A 17401-nucleotide genomic window follows, 5' to 3' on the forward strand; every position below is an offset into this window, starting at 1 on the left:
CACTGACCGAAACGACGTCCACGGGCGCCGGCATTCGGCACCCTGGGCGCATCCGACGGTGCTCCGGACGTGTCGGTACCCAACGGCACACTCGAGCCCATGCTGATTAGCCAGAAGTTTCTCACCCACCACCCGTTCGCGGTTCTCGTCGACCTCGGATGGGTCTGCGAGAGCCTCGGGCCGCCGGTGATGCGGCGGGGAGCGTCGGAATTCATCCGAGTCGCCACCTTCGGGCGCGGACGCAGAAGTGCGTGCATGGACGTCGACAGACACGGCCAGATGAGTCAGTTCGCCACCTACGACGCCGGCGAGGACACCGGCTTCACCGCCGAGACACCCACCGCGTTGATCGCCCTGGTCCAGAGCCCGGACGGGACGCCCGTTCAATTGCTCGCATCGATCCGGGACGTCACGACACGCTCGATGCTCTGACTCCCGATGCGCTGTAACGCACCGTGCCTCAGCCATCGTTCTCGCGCCTCGTTCTTCGATCGACTCTCGACGCGTTCTCGCATACCCGGGGGCTCCTGACCCGCGGTTCCGCCGAGGCGGTCCACCACAACAGCAGCGCGATAGTTCTGCGGCGCCACCCGTGGTCGCGAGCACTAGGGTTCAGATCCTACGAGGAAGTCGGTGACGACTGACATGCTCTGAGTAACCATCTACAACCCAGAATGCGAGCGGACCCGGTGCGAGCTAGTGAAACTGGATTGACGGGCTCCGCCGGCGAGCTGGCGGTCGCGCAACAATTCGTTGCGTTGGGTTGGGGAGTAGCGCCGAACCCCACCGAACACGACCTGGGAACCGACCTCTGGGTCGCCGCGCGAGACTCCCGACGCTGGGATCTCGGATCCCTGCTCGGCGTACAGGTCAAGTCGGGCATCACTCAGTTCTATTCGACTTCGCGCAGCGATGACGGTGCTGTCGACGGATGGTGGTTCCGCGAGTCGGACGGTGACCACTTCGACTACTGGCTCAACCACCAGGTGCCGCACATCATCGTTCTGCACGACCCCGAAACAGGACAGTCCACCTGGGTGCACGTCACCGAAGCGAACGTCACCTCGACGGGCAACGGCTACAAGATCCTGATCCCTCGGACGAATCCACTTGCACCGAGCACCGTGGACGAACTCGTCCGAATCGCCACCGCTGGCCGGCTACCACCACATTGGGAGGGCAGCGCGTGGACCGGTGCGCACCAACTCCTGCATCATGACCGGTTGCGTTACGCGCTGCTCACGCCTCGCCTGGTCGCACCGCACCCGAACCTGCACACCATCGAACTCACCGCTCCCGAAGGCATCGCATGTCTGATCAAGATGCGACGAGACGACCTGTCGGAACGACCCGGGCGACCCTCATTGGTCCCCACCGTCGATCACTGCAGGACATCACCGAACTGGCAATGGCAGCTCTACGCCGCACTCCACGATGCAGTCATCACCGGAGCCGACAACGCGGTCCATGGCGTGTCCAGCCTCATTGCCACCGCGGCCACGGGTGCCGAACGCGCCGCTGCCACAGCACTGGCCGCGGCGCTACTGATCGAACAGCGTAACCCCACAGAAGCTCTCGACGCACTCCGGCGCACACTCGCATACGACGACGCCTCACCAGTCGACCACGCATGGCTGACGATGCATCTCGCCAGATGTCTGGCCGACACCGGTCAACTCGACGACGCCCGAGAATCAGCGGTGGAAGTACAAGCGCTGCGCCACACGCACTCTCAGGACCCGACGGCACTGGCCCTGGCGGGCGCCGGCACCAACCTCATGTTCGAGCTCACGGACTGGTCGAACCAGAACGTCGGCGAAGCGATCACCAACCGCGACACCCATGCATCGTGGTGGCGCACGCAGGACATGGCGTCCGGACTGCAGTACACAGCCGACGAAGCCTTCACGCGATGGGGAGCTAGACGCGGTGCCGTCACAAGAGTGAGCGGCCAGCCCTGGAACCATCTACGCGCAGCCTCCTTGATCGCCGGCACTGCCGCCGATCATGCCGCGTGGCGTCATTCGTTTGCTCAGCTGGCCAAACGCAGCGCCACTGTGGGCACGGAAGCCAAACATCTTCGTGCTGCGCTCGAAGCTCTATACACCGCCGGGGACGTCGACGCGCTCAAGCTGGCGGTACCTCACTTACTCGACGTAGGACCGACCTCAGCGGTAAAAGACACCGCCGATGCGCTCGACTTGTCCGTCTCCACCCGAACGACCCTCGATGCTGGCGTGGAGCTCATCATTCATGGAGCTGACGTCATCAGTGAGTCGACTGCTGACAGATGCATCGACTGGGCTCTCGACGTGCTACCCGACCCGGTGGCTGCATCCGCGGGGATCATCACGACCTACCACTCGGTCCGTCGCATCCGCCAATTGCTAGCAGCAGTCGTTCCCGCCGCGTCGACGACCGCGGTCGACAAAGTCGTCTCGATGATCGTGTCTGCAACCGAGGTCGACGATCAATCCATTGCTCATGAATACGCCGAAATAATCCAGTCGATCCCCGACCACGCGTGGACCCCACCGCGCATCGCGGCACTGTCGGGGCGGTCGATTCGCCCGACTGACAACTTCGAGTTCACAGAAGCTGTCACCGAAGTACTAGCGGCGCGCGATGCTGACCGTCGCACCAATCTGCTGGATCAGATAGCCGACGGTGACTTGGGCGCCCTCCAGGCCTATGGAGATGTAAGAGACCTGCCACCATCTATCGTTGACAGCCTCGCAGTTGTTCTCGAAGACCGGATCAGCCGACAGATCGCCGAACTGAACCAAGGCAGCGGAACGTTCGGAGACGGAAACGCCGCCGGTACCTTGATCCTTCTCAACGTTTGGCACCCGACCCGCGCGCACTGGACCGAGATCGAGCAACTGCTGACGCATTTTTCAGTGTTTACGCACCAGCTCAAAGCGCCTCTGCAGGCTCTGCGTCGTCACGCGGGCCGAATCCCAGAAGACGTGATCGAGAGACTAGTGCCGGTTCTAAGAACACTCATGACTGATGCACAACCGGAGCACCCCTTCTTTGGGGGCACCGACATTCGAAGCGACGCCGCATCGGCCCTGGGTGTTCTCTCACCGGACTCGTTGGACGACCACGAACTGTGGGCGCTCATGGGGGGCAGTCCGAACCAGCGTGCCGCTGCCGCGCTTGTGGTGGCGCAGCAGGAACCGAGTACAGCGATGCACACGCTCGCCGTGATGGCGCATGACACCGACCCATGGGTACGAGCAGTGGTGGCAAACTGCCTCGCGCGTTGGACCGTCGACGGCCATGATCACGTCGCCGCCAACGCACTGCTGACGCGGCTACTAGACCCCAACGCGGGAACACTGGTGTCAAGAATGGTCGCGGTCGCGTTGCGACATACTCCTTTGAACGATATGACGGCATCGCTCGCTCAGAAACTGGCTTCAAGCCCTTCCGCCGCCGCACGCTCCGACGCGACCGCAGCCTTGGCAGCAAATCGGTGATTACCCGACCTTACGCGCCATCCGTCTGTTCATCGGGTTGAAGATTTGAACCGCTGTTCATGGATCGGCATGTGTCCCATCGGCAGGACCGCCTTGCGTCCCGAAGTCAATTCAGAACGGCAACCGTCCGGCAAGGGCCTACGACACTGGACTGTCACCGCAGATCGCGCTACCGCGAGGTTCGCTAAACCCGTGTGCGCTGAGTCCACAATGGTGTTCTCAGTAACGCGCGTCAAGAGAGTCGACCAACTCCCAGATGTTAGACGAAGGATTGTCCTGCGGAAACGGTGTTTCATCGCGTAGATGTTTTGCCTCAAGAAACTCCGCATGCTTCTTTGCCTCGTCGAACTTACCAATGAGCGGCTCTATGTCTACGATGTTCTTCTCATAACCCGGCATATTATCCTTCAGTTTGCGCAAAGCCTCTTTCCTGTCAAGAAACCCACCAGGAGTAGCGAAATGCATCAAGAGCCAGACCTCTAAACACGGGTTCGAAACCGCAGTCTTTATTCCTTTATCTTCCGCCCTTTGCCTTGACTCTTTGAGATACAGGTGCTCATCGACATCAAACACGCACCAGATCTCATCGATCCGCGAATTCGGATCCCTTGTTCTTTTCGCGGTTCTTGTCGAAACATCTAGTTCATGACATGCTCTGTCTACCAATTCTCTCGGAGACGTTGCTCGCTCGTCTACAAGAACTAAATCAATGATCGAATTCTTGACCTTCGGATGTATCAACGTGAGATAATTAGGCTCAGACTTCTCACCTTCACAAACAACCATAACGCGTTTCTTGGGATTTTTTTGACCCACCTTGCGCGAAAGGCTGGAGTTCGATCGGTTTCTACGCGTCGCCATCGGTACCAACCCCCACGGCAGCCCGAGCGACCGTACTACGCGCTATACGTGGGGTTCCCCCGTAACGTCCTTGAAGGTATCCACGCGCTAGGTCTTCTCCCTTACGGGGCTTGTAGTCTGACAGCGGTACTAGCGTCGAATCCCCACCCGAATTCTTCTCCACCATCCATATTTGACCTCGCGACAAGCTATGCCCGTCAAGATCCCTACCCAAGAGGGTCACATCATGAGTGGTGAAAATCAGTTGTGCACCACGCGTATTGGCTGTCGACTGAAAAAGTTCGATTGCTTCGCGCAGCAGTATTGGATGCAAACTCGCATCCAGCTCATCAACCAGGAGAACAGAGCCGTTTTCGAGCGCGTCCAACGCATACGTGGAAAATGATAACCAAGACTTCGTACCCAGGCTTTCTTCATTGTACGGCAGAGATATTGCACGGTTTTCTGGTCCTCGGTGAATCATTTCGACGACAGGGTTGCTGTCATTCTGACTCTTCTCGATATTGAGTAGCACCTCCTCTATTTCTGCCGCCCGCTCGTCTTCGGTCGCGCCAGGAGTCAGGTTCCATGACTCTTCGATGTACTTCCTGTAATGCTGCCGCTGTTCTTCAGATAACCGAGTCTTAGTAACTTTCGCGTCTACGATACCCAGATCGGCGAGCGCAAGCATGTCAATTGATTTGCGACGCTTACCTTGGAGTCTTCTCACCGTCGGAGGACTGACATGCCCACGGTTGGGCACGTCGAGAAGAATTAAGTTGTCGCGGAAAAATGAATAAATTCGCAACATCAACTCGTTATTCAAATTTGCTGCCATTGACAAGAAAAGGACATCCGGGCGCGTGAGCCCGGCGACCGTCCGTGTCCGCGGTGGTAAGTTCTTGCCCCACTGATAATCTTCGTTCTCGTCTCGATCAAACAGCACCTGGGTCCGCTTGTGTGGAAATGTGTGCAGCCATTCGCCAATAACCCTGTTCGCATCAATTTCAAAGCCGTACTGAAAACGTTCCCCCTGCATTGTGAAATCAATTTCCATCAGAGTTGGTCGTTGTCGATAATTTGGGTCGAGAACGAATGGGTCTATCGGCATGCCCTCCATAGGGGGACGCTGGGCGGACTCCAGCACCAAGTCCCGCATGAAGTCCATCGCGCGGAGCAGGTTGGACTTCCCGGATGCGTTCGCTCCCAGAACTGCCAGAACCGGCAGAACGTCAACGGTTGTTCGATCCACCGCTACCCTCGTCGGCAGTCCCTGACCAGCGTCAAGCCTCGTCGCGACGGTAGAGATCGACACCTCGTCCCTGAACGATCTGTAGTTGGCGACTCGAAATCTCAGTAGCATGGACACCCTTCGGTAGAGCTTGCGTTGATCGCGATTTGTGCAGATTGTATGCGCAAACTTGGACGAAGGGCTGATCCGGCCCTCGTTGAGCCCGCTCATCGCTTGACACGGCTCCGGTCAGGTCGAGCTACGAGCCCCTGGCCGACCTGGGTGAACCGGCTATGAGTAAGCACGCACTACAGACCAATTTCTGTCACCGCGTTACCAATCAGTGGAGCGTTCTCGCGTGCGTAGCGTTCAAGCATGGCAGGCGTGGCGTGACCGGTCTGTCGCATGATGGCGTGTGCGTCCGAGCCGTTTCGGAAGGCTTGGGTGACGAACCCGGATCGGAGCGAGTGCCCACCTAGCTGTGCGGTCAGTGTGGCGTCATAACCGGCGCGTTCGGCGCGGCGACGGATGGTCTTATGTATCGCGGCCCCGGACAAGGGCGTGGTGCCGAGGTTGCCGTTCTTGGCTATCGCACGGAACAGCGGTGCACGTGGGGTGGTGCGTGGGGCTACCCCTCGGCAAATATGGTTGTCAAATCCCTCGCAACCACGAAGTATTCGTATAACGGAAGGGCGGCCGCCTGCGTCGAAGGCTGACACAACCTGGACCCATCGCACGTACGCGCAGGGTGGGCAGGTGGTGTGCGAGTCAGTCGTCGGGAGTGCCCGGATGATGCCTCTTCCCTCCTGGTCGGTCTTGGTTTTGCGAAGCCGGATGTGCAGACCGTCCTCGCGGTGAAGGCTGACGTCGCGGCTTTCGAGGCCCGCAAGCTCGGAGCGGCGGAACGCGCCCGCGAACCCGAGGAGCAACAGCGCGGTGTCGCGGCGTTCGTAGACCTCAGTGGCCCACCCGTCGCACTGTGCGCGGGCGGTGTCGACGAGGTGCCGGATGTCGGACACCAGCAAGGGTGCCCGTTGGATGCGGGGTCGATCGCCGGCGCTGGCGTACTGCCGCCGGATACCCGCGAGCGCAGCCGTGACGAGGTAGTGCTTCGTGGGTGAGGCGTGCCCGGCCGTCTGATGAAAGTGGTTGATCGCTGATGCCCATGCCGACAGAGTGCTGGCGGCGTAGGCCCTCTCCCCCGCCGCGGTGACGGTATCGGCAGCGTCGACCAGGTACGCAGCGACAGTGACGGGGTGCGCCGGGAGCGCGGCGTGCCCGTTGCGGATGCACCAGTCGGTGAACCGTCTCCAACCGGATCCGTAGGCGCGGCGGGTGCCGGCCGAGCGGGACGACTCTACCGCCCCGGCGATCCGTGTGGCCACTGCAGCGGGGATTGTCGGGACCGCCGCGCTGCCCGAGCGTCCCTGGGCAGTCACCGAAGGATCCACCGGAACCGTTTCGGCTGGTCGGAAGTCCATATTCGCAGCTTAGACCTCTCGCTAGACAAATTTGCGGGCCAAAAGTGCGCTGAACTGGCAATTCAGAGCTTATGGTGCGTTAAGTGAAATTAACGGGCCCAACAACCGGCGTTATCAAAGCGAGCTACCGAACGCGCGGCCCCCGCTGAAGCGGCCCGCTTCGCTGTGCGAACGGTCGGCCTTCGTTGTGGGTGGCCTCCAGATAATCGACGTACCGTTCCACCGCCTCTGCAGCAAGGTCGGACGGGCCGCGTGGCGCTCCCGGTGTAGCCATCAGGGCCTCGGCCGCATTCAGGAGTCGCTCACTGGTCTCGACGTAGAAGTAGAACGTCCGCTTGGTCTTGGCGGGCTTGTCCCCCGCCGGTGGCGCTGGAGCAGCGGCGGCCGTAACTGAAGCCACCTCGGACACCGGGTCAAGTGGGCTCGAATTGCCCAGGCTGCTCTTCAGACGCTCAGGACGCACCATGGCCGACACCTTCCATGAGCAACTCCGACGTGCGGCGGTAGATGCTCGCCAGATTGCGGGCGTCCGTCGTCCCCCAGTCGAGCAGACTGGTCTGCGCCTCGGAGGAATCCTTCAACACAACCCGCTTGGGTACAGGGTCGCCAACGATCGTGATGCAGTCGGCGATCTCCGCCAGCTGCTCGCGACCAGCGATGGTGTTGCGTTCGTGAAGGTTGATGACCGCTCCCACCAGCTCCAGCGTCGGGTTGTAGCTGCGGCGCACCACGTCGATGGTGCGTCGTAGCCGTGCCAGACCGTTCGCGGAGAAGAGCGCGGACTGACTGACCACGAGCGCTCGGCGGGCCGCCACCAGAGAGTTGATCGTCAACAGGTCCAGACTCGGCGGGCAGTCGATCACCACCAGTCCATACTCCGGAGCGAGTGGCTCCAGCGCATCGCGGAGTCGCCGCTCGCGTCCTGCGCCGCCGAGAATCAGCTCATCCCGCACGAAGGCGAGAGATTCCGAGTTCGGGTCGGTGGCGACCAGGTCCACACCGTCCCAGATGGACGGCGCCACGACGTCGGCGAGGGTCGCGGTAGACCGGTCCGACAATGCGTCCGCCATACCCGCGTCGCCGGGTGTGGGCTCACCGGCGCTGAGGACGGTGCTCAGGTTTCCCTGGGGGTCCATGTCGAGTGCCAGAACTCGGTGGCCGGCGCGACGGGCAGCATCAACGATGTGGAAGGTGGTCGTCGTCTTGCCCACGCCACCCTTTTGGTTACAGAAGGCAATTACGTTGTGTGACATGTGTGTCCTCTCGTGTGTCGGTGATTCTGAAGAGTGAAACTTCCCTTACCTGCAATGCTTGCAATACGGGTAAAGGACTAAAAGCAAGTGATGGCCGTATCGGAGGAGTGGCGGCGGGTGCCTCCACGCATGCCACACCAGCGAAAAGTCCGATACTGGTAATGATTGACTGGGACGTGACACCCGCACGGGACGTAATACCAGCAATGCCACCTTTACTGGGATAGCGGTCATTGCTGATAACACTGCCGATACAGCAATCACTGGTTATTCGGAGTGTTGTCATCGAACCCGCACCCGAGTCGACCGTTTGAGAGAACCAGGGATTCGGTCTTCGATCACTGAACCTCAAAATTGATGGCATTGAGGGTGGTCCCGTCTACTGCATCGGACTACGTGCTGCTACACCCGGACCCCCCAGGGGTTACCCCCAATGTCCGCACCCACGTTGTCCGCTCCACGCCCTCTGGCCCCGCACCCGGATGGGCGCGTGGCTTTCGGTATCGCCACGTCATCAATGATCAGTCGACGGCATGGTGCCCGGGGCCGGTCTCCGGGGATCGCTACAGGGTGCACAGGCAACGGCGGCAGGCTGGTTATCGTCGGGCTCTGCCAGAGAACGACGGACGCGGGCATAAAAGGTGCCCAGCGTTCAGCACCATCAGCCGAATAGCTGATGTGCGGCTCGTCCCGTCAATAATCATCATTGAAGGACGAGCAGGAATGACCTAAGGTCGAATGCAAGAACCTCCGATCTGATGTGAGGCGGTTTGGACGCCCTCGGCCTCGGTGCTGGTGACACCGAGATGCGCCGAGGGCGTCGTTTTGTTCGGGCAGTACCTCAGCTCACGCGACATCCGTCGACAAAGATGCCTGCGCCTCGAGGCGTTCGATGTACTCGTCGATCGCGGTATCCGGTATGAGGCGGCGCTTGCCTACCTTGATGCTTTTGATCTCACCGGATGCGAGCTTGTTGAAGAAGTTGGACCGGCCCAAGCCGGTGCGGTCCATACCCTCTTGCACGCTGAACAGCTGTCTCGTCATGACACCCTCCGCTGCGTTGATTCACCACATTCGTTCCGCTGAATACGGTGCGTCCACGTGGTTCCACCACAAACTAGCGGACGCGTGTAATCACCGCAAGAGAACTAGGAGAAGGCGGTAGAGTGCGTGTTCATGACGCAAAGCTGGGCCCAAGCGATCGTGGATCGAACGGGGGCCGAGGTCCGCCGGCTCCGAACGTCGGCGACCCCGCCGATGTCCGGGCAGGCACTCTCCGACCGCACTGCCGAGCTCGGCCACCACATATCGAGGGCGGTGATCTCCGACCTGGAGACAGGGCGGCGGAGGGGGCTCGACGTCGCCGATCTCCTCACACTGGCCGCAGCGCTCGACGTAGCACCGGCCCAGCTGCTGTTCCCTGATCTTCCCCGCGGAACTGTGGACGTGCTCCCCGGGGTTTCCCAGGAATCCCACGACGCCGTCAGGTGGGTGGGAGGGGAAAGCGGCCTGTTGATGCTCGAGGAGTCGGGATGGTCCGACGAAGCAACCGGGCAGCCGGTTCCGGTGTTCGTGCGCCGCCAGTTCGACGTCCGCAGAGACCGTACGACGCTGACTCACGAATGGCACCGCTCGATCACCGCGATGCGTAGCGCACGCAAGCAGCTGCAAAGGGCACTCGAGAACAACGAATCGCCCGACCAGATCGAAGCCCTGGAGATCATCTACGAGAACGCGCTCAAGCAGACGGCAGCGCATCGGGACACCATGGCCGGACTCGGCATGACTGTCGGAGATGGACTCCCCCGTGGCTGATCGCTTATCGAGTATGCGAGCGGCGCGGATTCCGGAGGCACTGAGAAGATTCGCTGCCAGTTCGGCTCAGTCGGTCGATGGCTAGAAACCAACTACCTCCGCAGATCCGCAAAATCTCGGTCATCGATCGCCGTACAGGGAAAGACGTTGTTCGATACCAGGTCACTGTCGATGCAGGGACGCGAGAGGTACCGCGCCTGCGACCTGACGGATCCACGTATCTGCACACGACGCGAGCACAGTCCCGACGGCGATTCGACACCGAAAAGGACGCTCGCGCGTATCTGGCCCGCGTGACCGACGAGGTCAACCGTGGTGTTCACGTCTCGGGTAGCGCTCTGTCCGTCGACGAAGTCTGCGAGGCATGGCTCGCGGGCCGGCGGGTGAGACCCACGACGAAGAACGCCTATCGGCACGCGCTCGAACCGCTGAGGCAATTCCATGGATCTATGCCGGTACAGAGATTGACCAAGGGCCACCTCGACTCGCTTGTGACCGCACTCGCCGCCGGCGGAACACCGATGACACCCCATTCGGTGCGTCGACCGTGGAGCCCGCAGTCCATCAATCCCATGCTCAACATCATCTCGGCGGTGCTGACCGACCTCGTCAAACAGGGACTGCTGGTGCGGAACGTCGCCTTGTTGGTGGATCGACTGCCGCGCACCCAGCCGCAGATGCGAACGTTCTCTGTCGAGGAGATGCGCCAGATGTTGGCTTTCGCGCAGACCGATCGAGTGGGACACGCGTGGAACCTGGCCTTGTCCGGCCTGCGCCGCGGTGAAATCTGCGGTCTTCGGTGGTCCGACGTCGACCTGGACGCCGGCGTCATGTCGATCCGCAACAACCGAGTGTCTGTCGCGGGTCAGGCCGTGGACGGACTGACCAAGACCGAACGGTCGAACCGCGATCTTCCGCTGACCCCGGTGCTGACCGCCGCTCTGATCGCCGCCCGTGAGCGTCAGGACCTCGAGAGCGCCGCTGCCGGTTCGAACTATGGGCCGGGCACCCATATCGTGTGCGACGTACTTGGCCACGCCTACCACCCCGACACATTGTCCAACTTTTGGCAGACGGCGTGTAAGCGCGCCGGGGTGCCGCAGATCAGGTTGCACGATGCGCGCCACACCTGCGCGACGTTGATGCACCTGCAGAACGTTCCCATAGCCGTCATATCGGCGTGGCTGGGCCACGCGGATTCTGCCTTCACGATGCGCACGTACGCTCACGCCCCGAACGACGCTCTGAAGATCGCGGCCCAGAGCCTCCAGACGATGTCAGACCTTCACGGAAACTGACCACCTCCGCAGGCCCGGTTTTCGACCCTCTCTGAAGCAGTTCCGAGCGACTTGTGACAACTCGTGACATCGGGGCCTTATCGCCCATTTTCGCGAAGTGGGCGGAGTCGCGAAACCGCAGGTCACGGCACCTAAAGCTGGAGCCTCCTTTCGGGATTGAACCGAAGACCGCTCGCTTACAAGGCGAGTGCTCTACCACTGAGCTAAGGAGGCGTGCCCGGCGAACCGAGCGGCACCATCATAACGAGAGCCCCTCCTGTCGGCGCCCGCCCACCCCGTCGGTTCCGGGGTCGGCGACGCTGACCCTGTTCCCGCCCTGTCGCTTCGCCTGGTACATGGCGGCGTCAGCGCGATCGAGCAGGCTGTTGAGCATCACGGCGGTGTCGCCGCGGGCCTGCGACAGGGGTAGGGACGCCACCCCGATGGATGCGGAGATCGGTGTCGCGTCATCGTCTCGATGGATGGCGTGCAGCAACGCGCGGGCGACCGCCGGTCCCCTCGACTCGTCGCCGGCGACGACGACCAGGAACTCCTCGCCGCCGATGCGCGCGGAGACGGCGTCGAAGGACACCCGACCGATCCGGGCGGCGGCGCTGCGGAGGACGTCGTCGCCGATGGTGTGGCCGAAGCGGTCGTTGACGGACTTGAAGGCGTCGAGATCGAGGCAGACGGCGGACACGACGGTGGCGCCGTCGGCGGGTGCGAGTCGCGCGCTGCGGAGCATCGACTCGACGTCGACGAGCAACCCGCGTCTGTTCCGGAGACCGGTCAGCTGGTCGTAGAACGCGCGCGCCGCGTCGTCACGCAGTGCGGTGAAGAACAGGTGATTGAGCGACGACGCGGCGAAGAGGACGACGAGGACGGTGACCAGGGTCGACACGGCGGCGGACACCTCCACCGACGTGGTGGTCACCAGTCGGAGGAACAGCAGCCCGGCGACGCCGATGGCCCAGGCCTCGTGGCAGACGAAGACGCGCACGCCGTGGAACGCATTGGCGTAGTTCCCCACCGTCACCAACAGCGCGGCGGAGATGACGACGATCTGGGACGGCGGTAACGCGAACAGCACCGCGGCGATGGTGACGTCGCCGATGATGACGAAGCGCAGCGACCACGTCCGGGACAGGAAGTGGCCGCGCCCCCACATCAGACCGAGCGCGATGGAGACGACGGTGGCCACGGCGAACACCCACCCGGATGCGCCGAGTCCGGCGTCACGGGCTGTGATCAGATCCGCGACCGTCTTCACTGCGAGCAGGAAGCAGGCCACGCTGATGAAGTACGGCGCCGACCTCAGGTAGGCGTGGGTCCGGTGGTAATTGGCGACCCACGCGTAGTCGATGTCGGACGACCACCATTCGCGGAGAACACGCACTCGAGCCAGCCTTGCATCGAAACGGACAACAGTGTCGACGGTGGTCCCCACACCGTCGTCGACCGCAATGGTAGGCACACGATCCCCGGTCGACACGGTCATTGCGGGAACAGAGCCCGAAAAAGACCGACCGAACGAGGTATAGGACGGTTTCCGGTCGTCAGAGGCAGTGCACGTCGTCGCCCGTCGCGACGGCTGCGCGATGACCACCGCACCGTTTCGCCTCGTACATGGCTCGATCAGCAGAGGCGAGAACCGTGTCCAGAAGGTCCTGAGTATCGACGCGGCCGTCCGGCAGGGGAACGGTGGCCACACCGATGGACGCAGTGACGGGGGTGGGATCGTCGGGGCGGTGAATGGCGTCGAGAAGGGCGCTCGCCATCTGCGGCCCGGGGTCACCCACACCGACGACCACGAGGGCGAACTCCTCCCCGCCCGTCCGCGCGCTGACGGCGTCCCCGGCGACCGCGGCGATCCGACCGGCCGCGCGTCTGAGCACCTCGTCGCCGGCCGCGTGGCCGTGCCGATCGTTGATCGACTTGAACGCGTCGAGATCGATGCACAGGATCGACACCGCGACCGGCGTGCCGGCGGCGTCACGGATCTGCTTCTCCACGTCGACGAGCAGGCCCAGACGATTACGCAGCCCGGTGAGCTGATCGTGATAGGACCGCACCGCGTCGTCGCGAAGCTGGGTGAAGAAGACGTGGTTCAGCGTGGATCCGCCGTACACGACGAACGCGATGACCACAGCGGTCGCGGCCACGACGACCAGGCTCTCGGACCCCACGGCGAGCGCTCGCAGCGCCAGCGCCGTCGTCACCCCGAGGACGAGGATGCTGTGCACGAGGTACACGCGCAGGCCGTGGAACGCACTCGCATAGTTGCCGACAGCGAGCAACAGCACGCTCTGCACGACGATCACCGACGACGGCGGCAGCATCACCAGAGGGACCAGGACGACGATGTCGGCGATCGCAACGAACGCGACCGATCCGCACCGGCGCGGCATTCGTCCGCGGACCCACCACAGCGCGAGAGCGGCGGTGACGGCTGCGCACACCAGAAGGATCGGCGGACGGAACCGGTCGCCTCGGACGGTGGCCAGATCCGCACCGGTCTTCACGAGAAGCAGGATGCATGCGAACGCTATGAGGTACGGCGCTCGCCGGATCGCGGTGCCGTGGCGGTGGTACGCCACGACGCTCTCGTAGTCGACGTCGGCCGCCGAGATTCCGGGGAGCACGCGCACGGTGTGGCCGTCCTTGCAGGGTCGGACGTCGTCGCCCCCCGACGGTCGACGTGGTTCCAGCACTGTGCCACGAGTGGGCGCATCCGGACGCCGAAAACGGAGTGCGGGCGTGAGCCGCCTCGGTCAGGGAACACCCGGGTGGACCCGGTACCTTCGTCGGGACAACCGGACACCAGAGCGGACCGAGAGAAGGAATGACCTACCTGCAGGGCTTCGCGTCGACGTTACGACGCATGACAGGCGAGCGACGCGCCATCGTCGACACCCCGGCGGGTGCACCCAGTCCGCTCCAGCCCATCGACCTCACCGACGACGCCAGCGTGTCGGAGGTGCTCGACCTCGCGGTGCGTGTCGGTGAGGTGACCCTGGCCGCCGGGACCGGTGCCATCGACACCGCCAACCAGGTGCAGTTCATCGCCTCGACGTACGGCCTGGCCCGGTGCGACGTGGACGTCACCTACAACTCGATCGTCATCAGCGCCTACCGCGGCCCGACCCTCCCCCCGGCAAGCACGATGCGCATCGTGCACTACCGGTCCATGGACTTCACGCGCCTGGCCGACGTGGACGCTCTCGCCCGCAAGATTCGCCTGGAGGTGCCGACACCGGCGGTCGCGCTGGCGGAGCTGAAGGAGGTCACCCGGGCACCGCACCCCTACAACCGGTGGATCGCCACCCTGGCGTGGGCGGGCATGGCCGCGGCGATCTCCGTCCTGCTCGGCGGCGGTGTGCTGGTGGCCGCCGTGAGCTTCCTGTCGACGATGGTGATCGACCGCGTCGGCCGAGTGCTGAACCGTGCCGGTCTGCCCTTCTTCTTCCAGCAGGTGGTCGGCGGTTTCATCGCGTCGGCGCCCGCCATCACGCTGTACAACTTCCAGGAACAACTGGGCATCTCGATCCTGCCGTCCCAGGTCATCGCGGCCGGCGTGACAGTGCTGTTGTCGGGGCTGTCGCTGGTCGGCTCGGTGCAGGACGCCATCACGGGCGCCCCGATCACCGCCGCGGCCCGCTTCTTCGAGCTGTTGATGATGACGGGCGGCATCATCGCGGGCGTGGCGACGACCCTGCGACTGGCGGCGCTGCTGGGCGCCGAGCTGCCGGTCATGAGCAACGTCGCGCCTCCGGACCTCGCCCAGGTGCCCACCAAGGTGCTGGCCGGCGCCTTCGCGGCCCTCTTCTACGCACTGGCCTGCTACGCGGAGCGCCGAGGTCTCACGGCGGCGTTCGCCGGTGGTTTCGCCGGTGCGCTGGTGTTCCTCATCGCGCAGCAGGTCGGCTTCGGGCCGGTGCTCTCGTCCGCGATCGCCGCGACGGTGGTCGGCTTCGCCGGTGGTCTCATGGCTCGCCGCGCCCTGATTCCGCCGCTGATCGTCGCGGTCGCCGGTATCACCCCGCTGTTGCCGGGTCTGTCGGTGTACCGCGGCCTCTTCGCCCTGCTCAACGATCAGACGTTGCTGGGCCTCAGCGCACTGCTGGCGGCGGTGGGCACGGGCGGCGCACTGGCCGGCGGCGTCACGCTGGGCGAATGGGGTGCGCGCACACTGCGCCGCCCCCGCATAGTCGAACGCACCGAGTCCCTGCGTCGACCCATCATGAGACTGGGCCGCGCGGACTCGGTGCGCTCGAAGCTTCCGGTCAGGTCGCGGAGACGGTCCGCGGCGCGCTGGAAGTAGAGATCAGGAAGGATTCTCGACGCGGTGACGACCCGCGGCGTCCTCTTCCATGGCCTCGCGGAGACTGCGGGGACGCATGTCGGTCCAGTTCTTCTCGACGTACTCCAGGCACGCTGCCCGGCTCTCCTCGCCGAACACGACGCGCCATCCCTGGGGCACCTCGGCGAAGGTGGGCCACAACGAGTGCTGATCCTCGTCGTTGACCAACACGTAGAAGCGTCCGTCTTCGTCGTCGAACGGGTTGGTGCTCATCTTGCCTCGCTCACTGCAAACGTCGATGCCGGGCGTTCCCGGCGGGCCTTGTCGGTCTCGGCGCGGGTCGCCGCGCCTGTGGAACCGGTGTCGACCCTAGCAAGGACCGCGCCACCGGCACGCCTCGCAACGATGGAGTTCAGGATTTCTCCGGATCTGATCGCGACATTCGAGAGCAACGACGACGTGATGCCGTGCGTGGTCTCGGTGCCGCCTTGCAGGTAGACACCGGGTGCACCGGCGGTGTCGGCCTCCGGTGTCGCCAGCAGGCGATAGTCGCGTGTGACGACGCGGGGGCCGCCGTCCTCGGGCGCCAGTTCGCCGAGGAGCGGGCGCAGAGGCGCGGGCCGGAAGCCGGTCGCGAGCACGAGCGCGTCGCAGTCGAGGGTGTCGGCGATGCCGTCGATGCTGTCCCGGATGGTCACCTCGATGCCGTCGGCCGTCTCGACCACGCCGTCGATGGTGGACGCGCGGCGCATGAACAGCCGGCGGTGACCGCTGACGCGCTCCGCGTACTCCGCGCGGTAGAGCTCCTCGATCAGCTCGATGTCGACGACCGAGTAGTTGGTGCTGCGGTGCAGCGCGATGAGCCGCTCCCGCTCGAGGGCCGGTGCCCGGTGCAGTTCGTCGACCGCGGACGGATCGAAGATGCGGTTGGCGTAGGGACTGTCGTCGGCGGGGCTGTAACCGTACCGCGTGAAGACACTGTGGACCTCGGCGTGCGGGTAGTGACCGTGCAGGTACTGCACCACCTCGGCTGCCGACTGGCCGGCACCCAGCACCACGAACCGTCCGCGGGTCGGCTTCGGCAACTCGGCCATACGTGGCAGGAAGTCGTGGTTGTGGAAGCACCGTGCGGACAGCGATGCCCACTCGGGGACCCGCTGGGTCAACCCGGCGCCGACGGAGACGTTGCGGGTGCGCACAACTGTGCCGTCGTCGCACCGGACGGTCAGGACGTCGCCGTCCTGCGTGATGTCCGTGACCGACGTACTGAAGCGGACGTCGGCGTCGACCCGGTCGGCAGCCCAGGACAGGTAGTCGTGGAACTCGTGCCGCGTCGGGAAGAACGTCTGGTGATTGACGAAGTCCACCAGCCGGTCGCGTTCGTACAGGTAGTTGAAGAAGGTGAACCCGCTCCGCGGATTGCGGAACGTGACCAGGTCCTTCGGGAACGCGATCTGCATCGTCGCGCCGTCGAGCAGCATGCCGGGATGCCACCCGAAGCTCTCCTGACGTTCCACGAACACCGCCCGGACGCGCTCGTGCTCCGCGCACGTCTCGTTGTGTTCCTCGATCGCGATCGCCAGCGCGAGATTCGCAGGTCCGAAACCGACACCCACGACGTCGAGTACTTCTGGACTGCTCATGCTTCTCCCACCCGTTCCGTCCCGGATCGGATCGTCGCGTGGACGTCGGGACCGTCGGTCAGCTTAGCCTAGCCTT

At 63.5% G+C, this 17401-nt stretch carries 15 protein-coding genes and 1 tRNA gene; 5 read left to right on the forward strand and 11 right to left on the reverse strand.

The features are described from left to right. Positions 1–99: 99 nt before the first annotated feature. Together OG947_RS07735 and OG947_RS07740 are read left to right on the forward strand one after the other, a co-directional pair. Positions 100–432, forward strand: coding sequence for a hypothetical protein (locus OG947_RS07735; RefSeq protein ID WP_328813586.1), 333 nt, complete (start codon positions 100–102; stop codon positions 430–432). Positions 433–710: 278 nt separating this feature from the next. Next, the gene (locus OG947_RS07740) at positions 711–3485 is read left to right on the forward strand and encodes a DUF4365 domain-containing protein (RefSeq protein ID WP_328813587.1); all 2775 of its coding nucleotides are present in this window, start codon (positions 711–713) and stop codon (positions 3483–3485) included. 219 nt (positions 3486–3704) lie between these two features. On the opposite strand, the gene OG947_RS07745 is transcribed toward OG947_RS07740, so the two are convergent. The 6 genes from OG947_RS07745 to OG947_RS07770 all read right to left on the reverse strand — a co-directional run bounded on the left by OG947_RS07745 (position 3705) and on the right by OG947_RS07770 (position 9334). Then, positions 3705–4346, reverse strand: coding sequence for an RloB family protein (locus tag OG947_RS07745; RefSeq protein WP_328813588.1), 642 nt, complete (start codon positions 4344–4346; stop codon positions 3705–3707). Beyond that, positions 4333–5577 (reverse strand): AAA family ATPase, encoded by a 1245-nt coding sequence (locus OG947_RS07750; RefSeq protein WP_328813589.1) that lies wholly within the window; start codon positions 5575–5577, stop codon positions 4333–4335. The genes OG947_RS07745 and OG947_RS07750 overlap by 14 nt, the downstream gene beginning before the upstream one ends. Positions 5578–5864: 287 nt before the next feature. Then, positions 5865–7037 carry a site-specific integrase gene (locus OG947_RS07755; protein WP_328813590.1) on the reverse strand — a complete coding sequence of 391 codons (1173 nt, stop codon included), beginning with the start codon at positions 7035–7037 and terminating at the stop codon, positions 5865–5867. Between the two features lie 124 nt (positions 7038–7161). Beyond that, complete coding sequence (locus tag OG947_RS07760) at positions 7162–7503, reverse strand: hypothetical protein (RefSeq protein ID WP_328813591.1); 342 nt, start codon at positions 7501–7503, stop codon at positions 7162–7164. Next, a complete protein-coding gene (locus OG947_RS07765; RefSeq protein WP_328813592.1) occupies positions 7490–8290 on the reverse strand; it encodes a ParA family protein in 801 nt (266 codons plus the stop codon). Before OG947_RS07765 ends, OG947_RS07760 begins: the two co-directional genes overlap by 14 nt. Positions 8291–9136: 846 nt before the next feature. Next, positions 9137–9334 carry an excisionase family DNA-binding protein gene (locus OG947_RS07770; RefSeq protein ID WP_027506918.1) on the reverse strand — a complete coding sequence of 66 codons (198 nt, stop codon included), beginning with the start codon at positions 9332–9334 and terminating at the stop codon, positions 9137–9139. Between the two features lie 273 nt (positions 9335–9607). Between OG947_RS07770 and OG947_RS07775 the strand changes: the two genes are divergently transcribed. Next, positions 9608–10105, forward strand: coding sequence for an XRE family transcriptional regulator (locus OG947_RS07775; protein WP_328813594.1), 498 nt, complete (start codon positions 9608–9610; stop codon positions 10103–10105). Between the two features lie 293 nt (positions 10106–10398). Beyond that, positions 10399–11403, forward strand: a complete 1005-nt coding sequence (locus OG947_RS07780; protein WP_328813595.1) for a tyrosine-type recombinase/integrase — start codon at positions 10399–10401, stop codon at positions 11401–11403. 138 nt (positions 11404–11541) lie between these two features. Here OG947_RS07780 and OG947_RS07785 read toward each other — a convergent pair. From OG947_RS07785 to OG947_RS07795, 3 genes are all read right to left on the reverse strand, one after another. Beyond that, a tRNA-Thr gene (locus OG947_RS07785) sits at positions 11542–11616 on the reverse strand. Positions 11617–11641: 25 nt separating this feature from the next. Beyond that, entirely contained in the window at positions 11642–12778 is a 1137-nt protein-coding gene (locus OG947_RS07790) for a GGDEF domain-containing protein (protein ID WP_328813596.1), read from the reverse strand. A gap of 160 nt (positions 12779–12938) precedes the next feature. Beyond that, positions 12939–14030, reverse strand: a complete 1092-nt coding sequence (locus OG947_RS07795; RefSeq protein WP_328813597.1) for a GGDEF domain-containing protein — start codon at positions 14028–14030, stop codon at positions 12939–12941. Between the two features lie 203 nt (positions 14031–14233). Here OG947_RS07795 and OG947_RS07800 point away from each other — a divergent pair, with 203 nt between their 5' ends. Further along, on the forward strand, positions 14234–15703 hold the full coding sequence (locus tag OG947_RS07800; RefSeq protein WP_373425300.1) for a threonine/serine ThrE exporter family protein: 1470 nt from the start codon (positions 14234–14236) through the stop codon (positions 15701–15703). A gap of 3 nt (positions 15704–15706) precedes the next feature. Here the strand turns inward: OG947_RS07800 and OG947_RS07805 are convergent, their stop codons facing one another. Both OG947_RS07805 and OG947_RS07810 read right to left on the reverse strand, forming a co-directional pair. Continuing rightward, positions 15707–15955: an MbtH family protein gene (locus OG947_RS07805; RefSeq protein WP_027506921.1), complete on the reverse strand. Its 249-nt coding sequence runs from the start codon at positions 15953–15955 to the stop codon at positions 15707–15709. Continuing rightward, on the reverse strand, positions 15952–17325 hold the full coding sequence (locus tag OG947_RS07810) for a lysine N(6)-hydroxylase/L-ornithine N(5)-oxygenase family protein (protein WP_328813598.1): 1374 nt from the start codon (positions 17323–17325) through the stop codon (positions 15952–15954). Before OG947_RS07810 ends, OG947_RS07805 begins: the two co-directional genes overlap by 4 nt. Positions 17326–17401: the final 76 nt, after the last annotated feature.

Source organism: Rhodococcus sp. NBC_00297 (assembly GCF_036173065.1).
GTDB lineage: Bacteria > Actinomycetota > Actinomycetes > Mycobacteriales > Mycobacteriaceae > Rhodococcoides.